The sequence below is a fragment of the Buchnera aphidicola (Pterocomma populeum) genome (assembly GCF_049314985.1).
GTDB lineage: Bacteria > Pseudomonadota > Gammaproteobacteria > Enterobacterales > Enterobacteriaceae > Buchnera > Buchnera aphidicola_BQ.
In genome coordinates this window covers 178,842-196,120 of the sequence record NZ_CP186013.1, presented here as the reverse complement: position 1 = coordinate 196,120, position 17,279 = coordinate 178,842, and the positions used below count along the sequence as shown (strand labels likewise).

Here is a 17,279-nt window from a genome sequence, read left to right as displayed (position 1 = left end):
AAATTTCTAATTCACGGATACTGCTGAAGCTCCTGCAACAATTTCAGTAAGTTCCTGAGTAATATTAGATTGACGTACTTTATTATAAATTAATTGCAAATCTTTAATAACATTACCACTATTATCAGTTGCAGTCTTCATTGCTACCATACGTGCAGCTTGTTCACTTGCTATATTTTCTAAAATACTTTGATATACTTGAGATTCAATATAACGCTCAAATAACAAGTTTAAAATTAATTTTGATTCTGGTTCATATAAATAATCCCATTTTTTTGTTTTAATGGCAGAATTTTTTGATTTTGAATTACCCAAAGGTAATAATTGATTAATTGTAGGATATTGTAATAATTTATTATGAAATTTATTATAAGCAATATAAATGCGATCAATTTCATTATTTTGATATTTTTTTAATATAATTTTTACATCACTGACTAATTCTAATAATATAGGATGATCACCTATGTTACTTTTTTTTGATAAAATATTTTCATTATACAATGAAAAGAAAGAAAAACTTTTTAATCCAAATAATATTAAATCACAAAGAACATTATTTTTTTTCCAATCTTCTATTTTTAAAATAGATTTCTTAAAAAGATTAGTATTTAAACTTCCACATAAACCTCGATCTGTAGATACTATAATCATACCAATACGATTGACTACTCTATTCTCTAAATAACTATGTTTATATTCTAAACTACCCGCCATAACATGATTAATTACATTTTGAATAATATCAGAATATGGTCGGCCCGCGCGCATTCTATATTCAGTTTTTCTCATTTTGGAAACTGCTACCATTTCCATAGCTTTCGTAATTTTTTGTGTATTCGTTATACTTTTAATTTGATTTCTTATTTCTTTTTTACCCTTCATCTTTTTTAAAATCTTCTATTAATTTAATAAATTTATTTTTTATATCATTATTAAAATCACCTGAATTATTAATAGCTTGTACTAAATTAGAATGATAAGTATTAAAATAATTTAATATTTTACTTTCAAAAATCATAATTTGATCTAAAGAAATATCATCTAAAAAATGATTTTCTGCTATAAAAAGTAAAAGACTTTGTTCAGCAATAGACATTGGTGAATACTGTTTTTGTTTTAGTAATTCAGTAATTTTTTGACCATATATTAATTGTTTTCTCGTAATATCATCTAAATCAGAAGAAAATTGTGAAAATGCAGCTAGTTCTTGATACTGCGCCAAAGCTGTACGAATACCTGCAGATAACCTCTTAATAATCTTAGTTTGGGCTATACTTCCTACACGAGATACAGAAATACCTGGATTTACTGCTGGACGAATACCAGAATTAAATAAATTTGATTCTAAAAATATTTGACCATCAGTAATAGAAATCACATTTGTAGGTACAAATGCAGAAACATCTCCTGATTGTGTCTCAATAATAGGCAAAGCTGTTAGTGAACCAGTTGTATTAATATTAGAATTTTTAGTTAAACGTTTTACTCGATCTACTGTAACACGCGAAGATCGTTCTAACAAACGTGAATGAAGATAAAAAATATCACCTGGAAATGCTTCTCTGCCTGGTGGTCTACGTAATAATAAAGAAATCTGACGATATGCTATTGCGTGTTTTGAAAGATCATCATAAACAATTAAAGCATCTTTTCCTCTATCACGAAAATATTCTCCCATAGAACAACCAGCATAAGGTGCTAAATATTGTAAAGTAGCTGCTTCTGAAGATGACGCTACTAGTACAACTGTATTAGACATAGCATTATTTTCTTCTAGTTTTTTTACAACATTAATAATTGTAGAAAATTTTTGTCCAATTGCAACATAAATACATGGAATTCCAAAGTTTTTTTGATTAATAATAGTGTCTACAGCTAGAGCGGTTTTACCAGTTTGACGGTCACCAATAATTAATTCACGCTGCCCTCTGCCAATAGGAATCATAGTATCAATAGATTTATAACCTGTTTGAATCGGTTGATTAATCGTATAACGCTCAATTACTCCAGGTGCATCTTGTTCTATTGGTAAATATCCATCGTTATTAATAGACCCTTTTCCATCAATAGGTAATCCTAAAACATTCACAACACGTCCTAGCATTTCATAACCTACTGGTACTTCTAAAATTTTACCAGTACATTGTACTGCAGTTCCTTCTGTAATATGAGTATAAGGACCCATTATTACTGCGCTAACTATATCTCTTTCAATATTTAATGCAAGGGCATATTCATGATTAGGTAATTGAATCATTTCTCCTGACATTACATTAGATAAACCATTAATTCTAATAATACCATCAATAACAGAAACAATAGTACCTTCATTATACGATTGATTAAAAACTTCAAATTTGGAAATTCTTTCCTTAATTAATTGACTTATTTCTGTAGAGTTTAATTGCATACATTATTATTCTCTTAAGACTTCAAAATATAAGATAACTGTTTTAAATGATTACGAATTGAAAAATCAAATACTGTATTACCTATTTTTATTATTATACCATCTAGTATACTTTTATCTATTTTACATGTAAAACTAATTCTGCCAGATAAAGATTTTTTTAAAATATTATGAATACGTTTAATTTGATATTCCTGTAAAGAATAAGATGAAGTTAATTGAACACAAATAATATTTTCATATGATAGCTCTAGTAGCAAAAATTGTTTTAATATTTCATTTAATATATTAAAACGTTTATTCAAAGCTAATAATTTAATAAAATTAATTCCATATTGATCAAATTTTTCTTTCCCAATACAAATAAAAAAAGATGATAAATATTTAGGTGATACTGATCCTGATAAGAAATGTTTTATATTTTTATCACACGCAATTTGATTCATTAAAATTAACATATTCTTCCATTTTTTAATGGAATTTTTTGAAATAGCAAACTGAAAAATTGCTTGAGCATAAGGTCTAGCAATAGTCTGTAATGATAACATTAATTTTTCACCTTAGATAAAGACGAAATTAACATATCTGTTAAATTTAATGTCTCTTTATTTTTAATCTTTTGTTTAATAATTTTTTCTGCGATTAACAATCCTAAATCTACTGTTTCTTTATGTAATTTTTTACGTGCATCAATAATTTGCATTTGAATTTCAGATTTTGTTTTTATAAGAATTTTATTTGATTCTTTTATTGCCATATTTTTAGCATTCTCTATAATTAATACCTTTTGTTTATGTGCTTCATTCATAATAATAGCAGCTTTTTCTTTAGCTTCTATAATTTCTTTACTAATTTGGTTTTTAATAACCTGTAACTCTTCCTGGGCTTTTTTTGCGCAGAGTAATGATTCATTAATTTCTTTTTGTCGTGTTTCTATAGCTAAAATAATAGGTGGCCATATATATTTCATACAAAACCAAACAAATAAAATAAATGAAATAACTTGTCCAAAAATTGTGGCATTAAGATTCACAAAAATACCTTTCATATTTTAATAAAAAGAATAATCTTTACGTTATCTAAAAAACGTAAAGATTTTACTAAAAACTAAGAAATAGCAAACAACATATACAAACCAAGACCAACAGCAATCATTGGAATAGCATCTACTAATCCCATTACAACAAAAAATTGAGTTCTTAATAAAGGTATTAAATCAGGTTGTCTTGCTGCACCTTCTAAAAATTTACTACCTAGAATACCTATGCCAATAGAAGCTCCAATAGCCGCTAATCCAATCATAATCCCTGCTGCCATATATAACATATCAATATTTACTTTATCCATGATAAAATCTCCAATGCTTTATTATAATTATAATTAATATTCATTTTCATGAGACTGAGAAGCCATTGATAAATAAACAATTGTTAATACCATAAAAATAAAAGCCTGTAGAAAAATAATTAAAATATGAAAAATAGCCCATGGTACATGTAAAAAACATTGTGACCACCATGGGAGTAATGCAGCAATTAAAATAAAAATCATTTCTCCTGCATACATATTTCCAAACAGTCGTAATCCTAAAGAAATAGGTTTTGATAATAAAGAAACAAACTCCAAAATAAAATTAAAAACAGAAAAAACAGGATGATTGAATGGATGTAATGTTAATTCCTTAAAAAAACCAAAAATTCCTTTGATCTTAATACTATAGAACAAAATAAGAATAAAAACACCTAATGACATCGATAATGCAATATTTACATCTGCAGAAGGTACAATTTTAACTGAAGATAATGCAAATAACTTTTCAAAAAAAAATGGAAAAAAATCTATTGGAATTAAATCCATTAAATTCATTAAAAAAACCCACACAAAAATAGTTAATGATAAAGGAGCAATTAAATAACTAGTACCTTGATACATATTTTTAACATTATTATTCACAAATTCAAATATTAATTCAACACCAGTCTGTAATTTACCAGGCACACCAGTAATAAAATTTTTTGATACTATATAAAATACACTTAAAAAAAAACACCCCAAAAAAAGAGAAAATATAATTGAATCTAAATTAATAACAAAATAATGAGAAGAAAAACTATGTGATTTTATAATTTTAAAAGTATGCAAATCCATCTGCAAATGATTTAAATGATGAGTAATATATTGTTGAGGATTAAATATTTTTTTTAGAACCATAGTATTTTTTATGCCTTTTATATAATTTAATCACAGATTATATAATCAAGATTATATAATAAAAAATATCTATTAAACTATATCATTTTTTTAGAAAAATATTTTATATTAATCAATTATTTAGATAAAAAATATACCTTCAATTATATATTATAGTTTGAATAATTATAAAATATTAACACATAAATTTCTGATAAGATTCTTTTTTTAAATGTATTAATAAAATGGATATTGCAGCTGGTGTTATACCAGGAATACGAGATGCCTGACCAATAGACATTGGTTTTACATCATTTAATTTTGAAGCTACTTCAAAAGACAATCCTTGTATTTTATTATAATCACAAGATGGTGATAAAAAAGTATTTTCATTTTTTATATGACGTTGAATCTCTTCTAATTGTCGTTTAATATATCCTTCATATTTGATCTGATTTTCTATTTGTTCTTTCACTGTAATATCTACAATATCAGAATATAATATTTTCATTAATTCTAATTTTTTATATGTAATTTCTGGACGTTTTAATAATTCTCTCATAGTAACTTCTTTAGTCAAATGAATGTTTAAAGTAGAATTTAAAATTGCAGCATCAGAAGATAAAGGATGTATTTTTAAAGTATTTAATCGATTCATTTCACAATTTATATTAAATAATTTTTTATTATAACATTTCCATCTTAAATCATTAATTAAACCTAAGTTACGCCCAATTTCAGTTAGTCGTAAATCTGCATTATCTTCTCGTAAAGTCAATCTATATTCAGCTCTAGAAGTAAACATACGATATGGTTCTTTAGTACCTTGAGTAGAAAGATCATCAATTAATACTCCTAAATATGCTTGATCACGTCTAGGAAACCAATGTTGTTGATCTAGTGAACGTAAAGCTGCATTAATGCCTGCTAATAATCCTTGAGCTGCAGCTTCTTCATAACCAGTTGTACCGTTAATTTGACCAGCAAAAAATAAACCTTCAACAAACTTACTTTCTAAGGTTAACTTTAAATCTTTAGGATCAAAAAAATCATATTCAACAGCATATCCTGGAGTTAAAATGATTGCTTCTTCTAAACCTTTAATAGATTGTACTATTTTTTTTTGAATATCTAAAGGAAGACTTGTAGAAATTCCATTAGGATAAATAATATTACTGGATAAACCTTCAGGTTCTAAAAACACTTGATGTGCATTTTTATTTTTAAAACGTATTATTTTATCTTCAATAGAGGGACAATATCTAGGTCCAAAACCTTTTAAAAAACCAGTATACATAGGGCTTTTATCTAAATTATTAAAAATAATTTCATGTGTTTGTTCATTAGTATGAGTTAAATAACAAGGAATTTGATTAGGATGTTCGGAAACATTTCCAGTAAAAGAAAAAACTGGTGTTGGAATATCACTATGTTGCGATAATAAATTCTTAAAATTAATACTATTTTTATCAATACGAGGAGGCGTTCCAGTTTTTAATCGATTGACACGCAACGATAAATTTCTTAAGCGCATAGATAAAGCTACAGAAGATTTATCTCCTATTCTTCCAGCTGCATAACTATGTAATCCTATATGAATTTTACCTCCTAAAAAAGTACCAGTAGATAATATAACAGATCTAGCATAAAAACTGTTTTCTTCTTTAGTAACTATTCCTAATATTATATTGTTTTTAATAATTAAATCTTTTACTTCTTGTTCTAAAATAATCAAATTTATTTGTTTTTTTAACATTTTTAATAAATGAAATCTATATAAAAATCTATCTGCTTGTGCTCTAGTAGATCTAACAGCTGGACCTTTTTTAGAATTCAATATTCTAAATTGAATACCTGAACGGTCAATCACTTTTGCCATTATCCCTCCCAATGCATCAATCTCTTTTACTAAGTGACTTTTTCCAATACCTCCAATTGCTGGATTACAAGACAATACACCTAAACCAGAAATTTTTTGTGTTAATAATAAGGTCTGACAACCCATTCGTGCTGATGCCATAGCAGCTTCAGTTCCAGCATGACCTCCACCAATAATAATTACATCAAAATTTTTTAAATTTGACATTTTATGAACCTTTCATAATATCCGAAAATTATTCTATATAGTATTACTATTTAATTCAAGATAAAATATGTTAAATATTATAGATAATTTTAAAAAAAATCTTTTTTTGTTTGTAGAGATTGTTTTTTTTATTTTATTTAAAAAAAAAATAAATATAATAGTATTTATTATTATTAGTAAATACTAAACCTGTGGATAAGTCATCTTTGTCATTGATAATTAAAGAATTTATGAGGTTAATTACCTGTGCATAATATGTGATTTGTATATGGATAACTTTTTTTATATGTTATTATTTTTCTAAAATTCAAAAAAAAAATACGTTTTTCTTTAAAAAATATATTTTTTTTGAATTTTAGAAAAAAATATCATGATTTTTAAAAAAAAATATCTATTTAAAAATATTTATATGCATATTGAAAATTATAAATTTAATAATATAAACACATTTAAAAAGGTAATAAAATGTCTCATTTATTTAAAAAAAATATTTTTTTTTCAAAAAAAAATATTTATGTAATACTTTTTTTAATTTTTTGTTTAGTAATTTTTTTATTTCTTAAAAAAACTTTGAATATATATTCCTTAAACAATATAAAATATCAATTACCTTCTATTAAATATGAAAAAATTATTAAAACAATTGATATAAAAAAACCATTAACATTAATTCAAGCAGAAGATTTTATTAAACAGAATAAAAATATTAACGGTATCTTTATTTCCTTTTTTTTAGCAAAGCAATATGTTTTAAATAATCAATTAAAAAAAGCAATAACAACATTGGATAATAGTTTAAAATATGCACAAGAAGAAAATTTAAAAAATCTTTTATTATTAAAGATTGCTACTATAAAAATAGAACAACATGATTATCAACATGCAATAAATATACTTAATAAGATAAAAGATCATAGTTGGGATAATATTATTAAAAATTATAAAGGCGATATTTTTAAACAATTACATAATAATAAGAAAGCAAAACAAGAATGGGAAAATAGTCAAGAAATAGAAGAATCTAATATAATTAAAAAAATAATTCAAATTAAAATAAATAATGCATAATAAAAAATTTTTTATAAATCATGTTTGAAAAAGGACTATAATTTAAAATGTTACCTATTATTACTTTAATTGGCCGTACTAATGTTGGAAAATCAAGTATATTTAATATATTAACAAAAAGCAGAAATGCTTTGGTAGCAAATTATGAGGGACTAACAAGAGATAGACAATATGGTATTTGTCATTTAGAAAAAAATAAAAAAATTATTTTAGTAGATACGGCAGGATTAGATATTAGTTTAAAAAATATAACTGATATAGCCATTCAAAAAACACTTATGGCTATAGAAGAATCTGATATCATATTATTTGTTGTTAATGCACGTGAAGGCATTGTACCTCAGGAATATGATATAGCTGAAAAAATACGATTTTATAACAAAAAAATTATACTTATTATTAATAAAATCGATGGAATAGAAAATACGTTAATCATCAATGAATTTTATAATTTAGGGTTTAAATATAATCACGTTATTTCTGCTAGTCATAAAAAAGGTATTCATACTTTAATTAATGAATATTTACTTCCATTATTTAATGTATATCATTTATCTCATGAAAAAAAAAATGATTATTTAACAAATATTAATGACGTGGAAAATGATACAGTAAAAATTGCGTTTATAGGACGACCAAATGTTGGTAAATCTACTTTAATTAATGCTTTTTTAAAAAATGATAGAATGCTTACTTCTAACGAACCTGGAACAACTCTTGATAATATTTTTATTTCTATGAAATATAATAATAAAAATTATACTTGCATTGATACTGCAGGAATTTCAAAAAATAAAAAAATAAATAATAATATTGAAAAATTTTCAATAATTAAAACATTGCAAACAATAGAAAAAACCAATGTTGCTTTTTTAATAATTGATGCACATATTTCTATTTCAAGTCAAGATTTATTTTTAGCTAATTTTATTATTAATGCTGGAAAAGCAATAGTAATCATAATAAATAAATGGGATTTACTTAATGTTTTAGAAAAAAAAACACTAAAAAATACGATAAAAAAAAAGTTAAATTTTCTTTTTTTTGCTAGAATACATTTTATATCAGCACTATATCCAGTAAAAATATTTACATTATTTAAATCCGTTGATGAAGCACATCAATTTTCAAAAAAAAAAATAAATACTTCAATACTAACAAAAATCATGTATCAAGCTATTCAAAAACATGAACCTCCCATGATAAAAGGACGTCGAATAAAGCTAAAATATGCGCATTTAGGAAGTTCTACACCACCTAATATTATTATACATGGTAATCAAGTAAAATTTTTACCTGCTTCTTATAAAAAATATTTGATTAATTTTTATTATGATATTCTTCAGATTAAAGGAACTCCTATTACAATACAATTCAAAGATAATTTTAATCCATATATTGCTCAGAAAAAAAAATATTAATCTTTTTTTAAGTACAATGAACATTGTATAAAGGTATTTCTACTTCAATATCTGAATTACTGATTATTGCTTGACAGCTTAAACGACTTTCAGATTCGAGACCCCAAGCTTTATCTAAAATATCTTCTTCTTTTTCAGATTTTTCAGATAATGTTAAAAAACCTTTTCTAATAATACAATGACATGTACTACAAGCGCATGCTTTTTCACATGCATGTTCTATTTGAATATTATAACGAAGTGCAATATTTAAGATGCTTTCTCCTGTATTGGCTTTAAATATACCACCTTCTGGTAAAATAAATTTATGCGGTAAAAATGTAATTATTGGCATTGTATGTGTTCTCACATTAAAATTGTTTATAAATATGATTTTAAACCATTGAAAAATACATGATAAAAACTGTTTTTCACTATTCTTAGTTGATTCATAAAAATTTAATTTGATACTTAATATATTTTTTAAAATTCTACAAAAATAATTTTTTAAGATATTTTTATTATTCTTTTATTATTTTTGTAGTATTGTATTTTAATAATGTCATTTTTTGATCAATATTGACTTTTTTTTCTATACCACTCAATTTTTCTAATGCCGTAATATTAATCAAACCTTCAGCGTCAATTTCAAATGTTACTAAAATTCTAATTATCCCAGCTTTTTTAGATGGAAGATTTTTTAAAATAAAACGAGATAAAGAAACACAATCTTTTACAAGTTCTTTTTCTCCTTGCAAAATATGAATTAAAATACTAGTTTGTCCATCTTGAAATGTTGTAAATTCTTTGGTTTTAGAAATTGGAATAGCTGTATTACGATAAATAATTTTTTCTACAAAACCACCCATTACTTCAATTCCAAGAGAAATAGGAACAACATCTAATAATATTGTTTTATTAATATTATTATTTTTCATTAACATATTAATTTGCATTGCTGCACCTAGAGCTACTACTTGATCAGGATTTATAGAATTTAATGGAATTTTTTTAAAAAAATGTAAAACTTCTTTATATACTAAAGGAATACGAGTAGATCCTCCTACCATAATTACTTCTTGAATGGATTCGATTTTTAAATCAATATCTTGTAATATATTTGAACAGATAAATAAAGTTTTTTTTATGAAATATGTGATAATTTTATCAAATTCATCACGGCTAATATAGCCTTTCCAATTACAAAACTGAACTGGTACTATATTATATTTTGTTAATTGTAATTTCGTTTTTTTAGCAATATCTAATAATATAGATTGAGAAAAAATATTATATTCATTTTTTACTTGAGATTTTTTATAAATGTATTGTGCTAAAGCACAATCAAAATCATCACCTCCTAAATTAGAATCTCCTCCAGTTGCTAAGACTTCAAATATACCTTTTTTTAATTTTAGTATAGAAATATCAAATGTACCACCACCAAGATCATAAACTGCAATAATACCTTTTTTATTACTTTCTAAACCATATGCAATAGCAGCTGCTGTTGGCTCATTTAACAATCTCATTAAATTAATTTTTGCTAAAGAAGCGGATTTTTTAGTTGCAATTCTCTGATCGTTATTAAAATAAGCAGGAACAGTAATAATAGTTGCATCAATTTTTTGAAAAAACAAAGAATATACTTGTTTTTTTAAAAATTTCAATATTTCACTAGAAACATCAATAGGTGTTACAGTACCAAAATGAGTATGAAACTCGATTCCTCCATCTTTATTTTCTTTTATTATATATGGTAATGAAGAAAAGTTATTTTTAACAAAATCTATAGATCGACCTATTAATCTTTTTACAGAACTAATAGTATTTATAGGATCTTTAATGGTTTTTTTATATGCATCCCAGCCAACTAATATATTATTTTTTTGATAATGCACTATAGATGGTAGCAAAAAATTTTTATTTTTATTTAATGGCAATACAATAGCTTTTTTATCTACTGTAGATACTAAAGAATAAGTAGTTCCTAAATCAATACCGAGTGTTAATCTTTTACTATTTCTTTTTCTTAAAACAATCATTAAAAAATCCTTATTTTTTTAAATTTTTTTCTATTTTTAAAAAAAATAATAATTCTAATATAATTTTTTCTGCATTTGTCCAATTTTTCTCATCTAATTCTATTACAATAGAATATTTATATTTTTTAATTATATTTTTTATTTTTTCTTCTAGTTTACTAAATGCTATTTGATCATTTTTATTTTTTTGTACATAATCTAATTCTTCATATAAAGAAAAATATTTTGATAAAAATATATTATCATTAGATAATATTTTTTTTTTATTAATATTAATGTTATTTAATAATAGTAAATACATTGCTCGATCAAGAAAATTTTTTAATGTTTTATAACCTTTATTAATTGCAATAGATTTTTGTAAAATATTTTTTTTTTGTAATGAGGATGCATTAATAAATAAATCAGGATGATAAGTTAATTGTAATTTATAAAAATTTTCTGAAAGTAATTTTTTATTAATTTTAATTTTTTTTGGTAAATTAAATAGTGTAAAATAATCCATATAAACCTTGGTATATTTTAAATAATAAGTAAAATGAATTAGACGTTGAAACAAAATAATATTTTTCAACATCTAATTTAATGATAAAAAATAAAATTAACTTATATTTTTTTATTTTTATAGTCAAAAATAGCTGCTTTAATAGCATCTTCTGCTAAAATTGAACAGTGAATTTTAACTGGTGGTAATTCTAATTCTTCTACTATAGAAGTATTTTTAATAGATTCTGCTTCTTGAATAGACTTTCCTTTTATCCATTCAGTAACTAATGAACTAGATGCAATTGCTGAACCACAACCATATGTTTTAAAACATGCATCTTCAATAATTCCTTTTTCATTGACTTTAATTTGTAATTTCATTACATCACCACAAGCAGGTGCACCAACTAGCCCGCTTCCAACATTAGTATCAGAACTAGAAAAAGATCCTACATTACGAGGATTTTCATAATGATCCATTACTTTTTTACTATAAGCCATTTTAAATACCTTAATTTTTATTGTGTATTTATAAAATATAAATTTTAATTATGATCCCATTCTATACTATTTAAATCAACTCCTGATTTAAACATTTCCCATAATGGTGATAATTCACGAAGTCGATCAATTGATTTATGTATTAACTGGATAGTATATTGAATTTCTTTTTTTGTGGTAAACCGTCCAAGAGAAAAACGAATAGAACTATGAGCTAGTTCATCTTTTATACCTAATGCTTTTAATACATAAGATGGTTCTAAACTAGAAGAGGTACAAGCAGATCCAGAAGAAATAGCTAAATCTTTTAATGCCATAATAAGTGATTCGCCTTCAACATAGTTAAAACTTACATTTAAAATATGTGGTGCTCCTTGTTTAAGATCGCTATTTAAATATACTTCTTCAATATTTTTTATACCATTCCATAATTCATTCCTTAATGTTATCGTATGTTGAAAATCATTTTCAATTTTTTTCTGGGCTAACATACATGCTTCACCCATACCTACAATCTGATGAATTGGTAATGTTCCAGAACGCATTCCTCTTTCATGACCTCCTCCATGTAATAAAGATAATAAACGAACTCTTGGTTTCCTACTAACATATAAAACACCTATACCCTTAGGTCCATAAATTTTATGAGCTGAAAAAGACATTAAATCTATATATGAATTTTTTAAATTAAAGTTTATTTTTCCTACACTTTGAGTTGCATCGACATGAAAAAAAATACCATTTGACCGACATATTTTCGATATATTATGAATATCTTGTATAATTCCCGTTTCATTATTTACATGCATTATAGAAACTAATATAGTATTCTTTTGTATATTTTTTTTTAAATCATTTAAATCAATAATACCATTATTATTTGGTTTTAAATAAGTAACAGAAAAACCTTCACTTTCTAAATATCTACATGTATCTAAAACAGATTTATGTTCTGTTTTACTAGTAATAATATGATTACCTTTTTTCTTATAAAAATAAGAAATTCCTTTAATAGCTAAATTATTTGCTTCAGTTGCTCCTGAAGTAAAAATAATTTCCCGTGAATCTGCATTTATTAATTCAGATATTTGATTTCGTGCAATATCAATACTTTCTTCTGCATCCCAACCAAATTTATGAGAACGAGAAGCAGAATTTCCAAAAATTCCGTCTATTGTTAAGTAATTCATCATTTTTTGTGCAACAGACAATTCTACTGGTGTAGTTGCTGCATAATCTAAATAAATTGGAGTTTTCATAAAAATATATACCTCACATACATATTAAAATTAAAGAATAATAAAGTAGACTTTATATCAAATAAATAAAAATTTTTTAATGCTTTTATTATGTTAAAATCAATATAAAATATATAGTAGACTTTTTTAAATATTAAGAATATAATTCAAATTATAGTTTTTATATATTAACAAATAGGGGTGTAGTTCAATTGGCAGAGCATCGGTCTCCAAAACCGAAAGTTGTAGGTTCAAATCCTTCCACCCCTGAAAAATATGTTAAATAATATTCTATTTTTAATACCTTTCTCATCATAAAAATACTTTTTTAAAAATATTATTATTTTTTATATAAAAGTACCATTTCTATATTTTTTTATATTATCTCAAAACAAATAACAACAATACTAAAAAAATTCATTTTATATTATATTTTAATTAACAAAATAAATTTTTAGGAATCTAAATTATGCCAAAATATCGTTCTTTAAAAACTACTCATGGTAAAAATATGGCAGGAGCAAGAGCTTTATGGCGAGCTACTGGTATGAATGATGAAGATTTTAAAAAACCTATTATTGCTGTAGTAAATTCATTTTCTCAATTTGTTCCAGGTCATATTCATTTACAATCTGTTGGACAATTAATTTCTAAAGAAATAAATTTATTAGGCGGTGTTGCTAAAGAATTTAATACTATAGCTATAGATGATGGTATCGCAATGGGTCATGAAGGTATGTTATATTCTTTACCATCGAGAGAATTAATTGCTGATTCTATTGAATATGTTATTAATGCACATTGTGTAGATGCTATGATTTGTATTTCTAATTGTGATAAAATTACACCGGGTATGTTAATGGCATCATTGCGTTTAAATATTCCTTCTGTATTTGTTTCAGGAGGACCAATGGAAGCTGGAAAAATTAAAAAAAATAATAAAATAATAAAAATTGATTTAGTAGATGCCATTATAAATAGTGCAAATCCGCATCAGTCTCAAAATGTTATTAATGAAATTGAACATTTAGCATGCCCAACATGTGGATCTTGTTCTGGAATGTTTACAGCGAATTCTATGAATTGTCTTACTGAGGCTATTGGTTTATCTTTACCGGGTAATGGAACATTATTAGCTACTCATATTGATCGTAAAAAACTATTTTTAGATGCTGCAAAAAAAATAGTAGATATTACTGAATATTATTATAAAAATAATAATATTAATTATTTGCCGCGAAATATTGCTAATAAAGAATCTTTTGAAAATGCGATGATATTAGATATTGCTATGGGAGGATCTACTAATACAATTTTACATTTATTAGCTGCAGCACAAGAAGCAAATGTTAATTTTAGTATGTTAGATATAAATAGATTATCTAAAATAATACCACATATTTGTAAAGTAGCACCAAGTACATCTTTATATCATGTTGAAGATGTACATCGTGCTGGTGGGGTTATGGGTATTATGGGTGAATTAAATAGATCTAATTTACTACATAAAAATACAAAAAATATATTAGGATTATCTTTAGAAGAAACATTAAATAAATATGATATTATTTCAACTCAAGATTCTAATATACTTAAAATGTTTTGTGCAGGACCGGGAGGGTATCGTACAGTTAAACCATATTCTCAAAATTATAGATGGAAAAAATTAGATTCTGATCGTAAAAAAGGTTGTATTAGATCATGTAATTATGCCTATACAAAAGACGGTGGACTAGCTGTTTTATATGGTAATTTAGCGAAAAACGGTTGTATAATAAAAACTGCTAGTGTTGATAAAAAAAATTATATTTTTTCAGGTCCAGCTAAGGTATATGAAAGCCAGGAAGAAGCGGTTTATGCTATTTTAAATAATCAAATCACATCAGGAGATGTTATTGTTATTCGCTATGAAGGTCCAAAAGGTGGCCCAGGAATGCAAGAAATGTTATATCCAACTACATATTTAAAATCAATGAATTTAGATAAAACATGTGCATTAATTACTGATGGTAGATTTTCTGGTGGTACATCTGGATTATCAATTGGACATATTTCTCCAGAAGCTGCAAATCAAGGTATTATTGCTTTAGTACAAAATAACGATATTATTGATATTAATATTCCACAAAGAAAAATTCATTTAAATATTACAGAAAAAGAATTAAATATCCGAATAAATAATGAACAATCAAAAGGTCAAAAATCTTATACTCCCCTTCATCGTAAAAGAAATATTTCTGCTGCATTAAAAACATATTCTTTTTTTGCTACTAGTGCAGATCAAGGAGCTGTAAGGGATAAAAATAAATTATTTTCTATTTAAAATATTTTATTTTTTATGACATTTATTAAATATATTAAAGGTAATTATATGAATTATTTTAATCAATTAACTTTTAGTCAACAAATTAATCAAATAAAACAATGTCGTTTTATGAAAAAAAAAGAATTTAAAAATAAAAATAATATCTTAAAAGAAAAAAAAATTGTTATCATAGGCTGTGGATCACAAGGTTTAAATCAAGGATTGAATATGCGCGATTCTGGATTAAATGTTTCTTTTGCATTAAGAAAAGATAGTATTTTAAAAAAAAATCAATCTTGGATGAATGCTATTCAAAACCATTTTCAGGTAGATACTTATGAAAAATTAATACCTGATGCTGATTTAGTCATTAATTTAACACCAGATAAACAGCATAGTAATGTAGTAAAAGAATTACAACAATTAATGAAAAAAAATGCTTTTTTAGGATATTCACATGGTTTTAATATTGTTGAATGTGGTGAAATAATACGTAAAGATATTACAGTTATCATGGTTGCACCAAAATGTCCAGGTACAGAAGTTAGAGAAGAATATAAAAGAGGTTTTGGTGTTCCTACATTAATTGCAGTACATAATGAAAATAATTTACAAAAAATAGGTTTAGATATTGCAAAAGCATGGGCTTTTTCTATTGGAGGGCATCGAGCTGGTGTATTAGAATCTTCTTTTATTGCTGAAGTAAAATCTGATTTAATGGGTGAACAAACAATTTTATGTGGAATGTTACAAACTGCTTCATTAGTCTGTTATGAAAAATTAATTCATGATCAATATGATGCCTCTTATGCAGGAAAATTAATACAATATGGATGGGAAACACTTACTGAATCCCTAAAACATGGTGGTATTACTTTAATGATGGATAGATTATCAAATACAGCAAAAATAAGAGCATTTATATTGTCTCAAAAAATTAAAAAAATATTCTTACCTCTATTTGAAAAACATATGAATAATATTATTTCTGGAAAATTTTCTATAGATATGATGGAGGATTGGAAACAAGAAGATAAAAAGTTATTATTTTGGCGTATGCAAATAAAAAATACATCTTTTGAAAAAGCTCCAATTTCTACATATAATATAAAAGAACAAGAATATTATGATCATGGTATATTAATGATTGCTATATTAAAAGCAGGAATTGAACTATCTTTTGAAACAATGATTAATTCTGGTATTATTGCAGAATCAGCTTATTATGAATCATTACATGAATTACCTTTAATTGCTAATACCATTGCTCGGAAAAAATTATATGAAATGAATGTAGTTATTTCTGATACAGCTGAATATGGAAGTTATTTATTTTCAAATACAGCTTATCCACTTTTAAAAGAAATGGTTATGAAACTTCCTAATAATGATCTTGGTTCTTCACTAAGAAATAAATCTATTGATAATTCTGAGTTATATAATATTAATGAGTGTATTCGCAATCATCCTATTGAAATTATTGGTCGAAAGTTAAGAAAATATATGAAAAATATGAAAAAAATTGTTATTTCTTAATAAATTGTTAT

General features: G+C 24.7%; 15 protein-coding genes, 1 tRNA gene and 1 pseudogene. 5 read left to right on the top strand and 12 right to left on the bottom strand.

All coding sequences use genetic code 11. From position 1 onward, the window contains the following. Positions 1-6: 6 nt before the first annotated feature. From atpG to mnmG, 7 genes are all read right to left on the bottom strand, one after another. Entirely contained in the window at positions 7-885 is an 879-nt protein-coding gene (atpG, locus tag ACOI1G_RS01070; protein ID WP_422667482.1) for a F0F1 ATP synthase subunit gamma, read from the bottom strand. Next, positions 875-2,413: a F0F1 ATP synthase subunit alpha gene (atpA, locus tag ACOI1G_RS01065; RefSeq protein WP_422667481.1), complete on the bottom strand. Its 1,539-nt coding sequence runs from the start codon at positions 2,411-2,413 to the stop codon at positions 875-877. Before atpA ends, atpG begins: the two co-directional genes overlap by 11 nt. 14 nt (positions 2,414-2,427) lie before the next feature. Beyond that, positions 2,428-2,961 (bottom strand): F0F1 ATP synthase subunit delta, encoded by a 534-nt coding sequence (locus ACOI1G_RS01060; protein WP_422667480.1) that lies wholly within the window; start codon positions 2,959-2,961, stop codon positions 2,428-2,430. Further along, on the bottom strand, positions 2,961-3,446 hold the full coding sequence (locus ACOI1G_RS01055; protein WP_422667479.1) for a F0F1 ATP synthase subunit B: 486 nt from the start codon (positions 3,444-3,446) through the stop codon (positions 2,961-2,963). The genes ACOI1G_RS01060 and ACOI1G_RS01055 overlap by 1 nt, the downstream gene beginning before the upstream one ends. Positions 3,447-3,520: 74 nt before the next feature. After that, a complete protein-coding gene (gene atpE, locus ACOI1G_RS01050; protein ID WP_422667478.1) occupies positions 3,521-3,760 on the bottom strand; it encodes a F0F1 ATP synthase subunit C in 240 nt (79 codons plus the stop codon). 33 nt (positions 3,761-3,793) lie between these two features. Beyond that, a complete protein-coding gene (atpB, locus tag ACOI1G_RS01045) occupies positions 3,794-4,624 on the bottom strand; it encodes a F0F1 ATP synthase subunit A (protein ID WP_422667477.1) in 831 nt (276 codons plus the stop codon). Positions 4,625-4,799: 175 nt separating this feature from the next. Then, entirely contained in the window at positions 4,800-6,689 is a 1,890-nt protein-coding gene (mnmG, locus tag ACOI1G_RS01040; RefSeq protein WP_422667475.1) for a tRNA uridine-5-carboxymethylaminomethyl(34) synthesis enzyme MnmG, read from the bottom strand. 465 nt (positions 6,690-7,154) lie between these two features. On the opposite strand from mnmG, the gene ACOI1G_RS01035 reads away from it, so the two are divergent. Both ACOI1G_RS01035 and der read left to right on the top strand, forming a co-directional pair. Further along, positions 7,155-7,757: a tetratricopeptide repeat protein gene (locus ACOI1G_RS01035; protein WP_422667474.1), complete on the top strand. Its 603-nt coding sequence runs from the start codon at positions 7,155-7,157 to the stop codon at positions 7,755-7,757. Between the two features lie 47 nt (positions 7,758-7,804). Continuing rightward, on the top strand, positions 7,805-9,178 hold the full coding sequence (der, locus tag ACOI1G_RS01030) for a ribosome biogenesis GTPase Der (protein WP_422667473.1): 1,374 nt from the start codon (positions 7,805-7,807) through the stop codon (positions 9,176-9,178). A 7-nt stretch (positions 9,179-9,185) separates the two neighbouring features. On the opposite strand, the gene fdx is transcribed toward der, so the two are convergent. The 5 genes and pseudogenes from fdx to ACOI1G_RS01005 form a co-directional block, all read right to left on the bottom strand. Further along, positions 9,186-9,512 (bottom strand): ISC system 2Fe-2S type ferredoxin, encoded by a 327-nt coding sequence (gene fdx, locus ACOI1G_RS01025; protein ID WP_422667472.1) that lies wholly within the window; start codon positions 9,510-9,512, stop codon positions 9,186-9,188. A gap of 169 nt (positions 9,513-9,681) precedes the next feature. Then, positions 9,682-11,202: pseudogene (gene hscA, locus ACOI1G_RS01020) on the bottom strand (Fe-S protein assembly chaperone HscA); the annotation flags it as partial. Between the two features lie 10 nt (positions 11,203-11,212). Continuing rightward, positions 11,213-11,707, bottom strand: a complete 495-nt coding sequence (gene hscB, locus ACOI1G_RS01015) for a Fe-S protein assembly co-chaperone HscB (protein ID WP_422667470.1) — start codon at positions 11,705-11,707, stop codon at positions 11,213-11,215. Positions 11,708-11,808: 101 nt separating this feature from the next. Beyond that, complete coding sequence (iscU, locus tag ACOI1G_RS01010; RefSeq protein ID WP_422667469.1) at positions 11,809-12,189, bottom strand: Fe-S cluster assembly scaffold IscU; 381 nt, start codon at positions 12,187-12,189, stop codon at positions 11,809-11,811. A gap of 44 nt (positions 12,190-12,233) precedes the next feature. After that, positions 12,234-13,448, bottom strand: a complete 1,215-nt coding sequence (locus ACOI1G_RS01005) for an IscS subfamily cysteine desulfurase (RefSeq protein WP_422667468.1) — start codon at positions 13,446-13,448, stop codon at positions 12,234-12,236. Between the two features lie 176 nt (positions 13,449-13,624). Between ACOI1G_RS01005 and ACOI1G_RS01000 the strand changes: the two genes are divergently transcribed. The 3 genes from ACOI1G_RS01000 to ilvC all read left to right on the top strand — a co-directional run bounded on the left by ACOI1G_RS01000 (position 13,625) and on the right by ilvC (position 17,268). Next, positions 13,625-13,697: transfer RNA gene (locus ACOI1G_RS01000), tRNA-Trp, on the top strand. Positions 13,698-13,896: 199 nt separating this feature from the next. Further along, positions 13,897-15,750 carry a dihydroxy-acid dehydratase gene (gene ilvD, locus ACOI1G_RS00995; protein ID WP_422667467.1) on the top strand — a complete coding sequence of 618 codons (1,854 nt, stop codon included), beginning with the start codon at positions 13,897-13,899 and terminating at the stop codon, positions 15,748-15,750. A 48-nt stretch (positions 15,751-15,798) separates the two neighbouring features. Beyond that, a complete protein-coding gene (gene ilvC / locus ACOI1G_RS00990) occupies positions 15,799-17,268 on the top strand; it encodes a ketol-acid reductoisomerase (RefSeq protein ID WP_422667466.1) in 1,470 nt (489 codons plus the stop codon). The last annotated feature ends 11 nt before the right edge of the window (positions 17,269-17,279 follow it).

Bases quoted from the DNA above. Each gene is read 5' to 3' on its own strand.
- ACOI1G_RS01005 (WP_422667468.1), bottom strand. From the start codon at position 13,448: ATGAAAACTCCAATTTATTTAGATTATGCAGCAACTACACCAGTAGAA.
- ACOI1G_RS01035 (WP_422667474.1), top strand. From the start codon at position 7,155: ATGTCTCATTTATTTAAAAAAAATATTTTTTTTTCAAAAAAAAATATT.
- ilvD (WP_422667467.1), top strand. From the start codon at position 13,897: ATGCCAAAATATCGTTCTTTAAAAACTACTCATGGTAAAAATATGGCA.
- atpE (WP_422667478.1), bottom strand. From the start codon at position 3,760: ATGGATAAAGTAAATATTGATATGTTATATATGGCAGCAGGGATTATG.
- iscU (WP_422667469.1), bottom strand. From the start codon at position 12,189: ATGGCTTATAGTAAAAAAGTAATGGATCATTATGAAAATCCTCGTAAT.
- fdx (WP_422667472.1), bottom strand. From the start codon at position 9,512: ATGCCAATAATTACATTTTTACCGCATAAATTTATTTTACCAGAAGGT.
- atpB (WP_422667477.1), bottom strand. From the start codon at position 4,624: ATGGTTCTAAAAAAAATATTTAATCCTCAACAATATATTACTCATCAT.
- mnmG (WP_422667475.1), bottom strand. From the start codon at position 6,689: ATGTCAAATTTAAAAAATTTTGATGTAATTATTATTGGTGGAGGTCAT.
- ilvC (WP_422667466.1), top strand. From the start codon at position 15,799: ATGAATTATTTTAATCAATTAACTTTTAGTCAACAAATTAATCAAATA.
- ACOI1G_RS01060 (WP_422667480.1), bottom strand. From the start codon at position 2,961: ATGTTATCATTACAGACTATTGCTAGACCTTATGCTCAAGCAATTTTT.
- der (WP_422667473.1), top strand. From the start codon at position 7,805: ATGTTACCTATTATTACTTTAATTGGCCGTACTAATGTTGGAAAATCA.
- atpA (WP_422667481.1), bottom strand. From the start codon at position 2,413: ATGCAATTAAACTCTACAGAAATAAGTCAATTAATTAAGGAAAGAATT.
- hscB (WP_422667470.1), bottom strand. From the start codon at position 11,707: ATGGATTATTTTACACTATTTAATTTACCAAAAAAAATTAAAATTAAT.
- atpG (WP_422667482.1), bottom strand. From the start codon at position 885: ATGAAGGGTAAAAAAGAAATAAGAAATCAAATTAAAAGTATAACGAAT.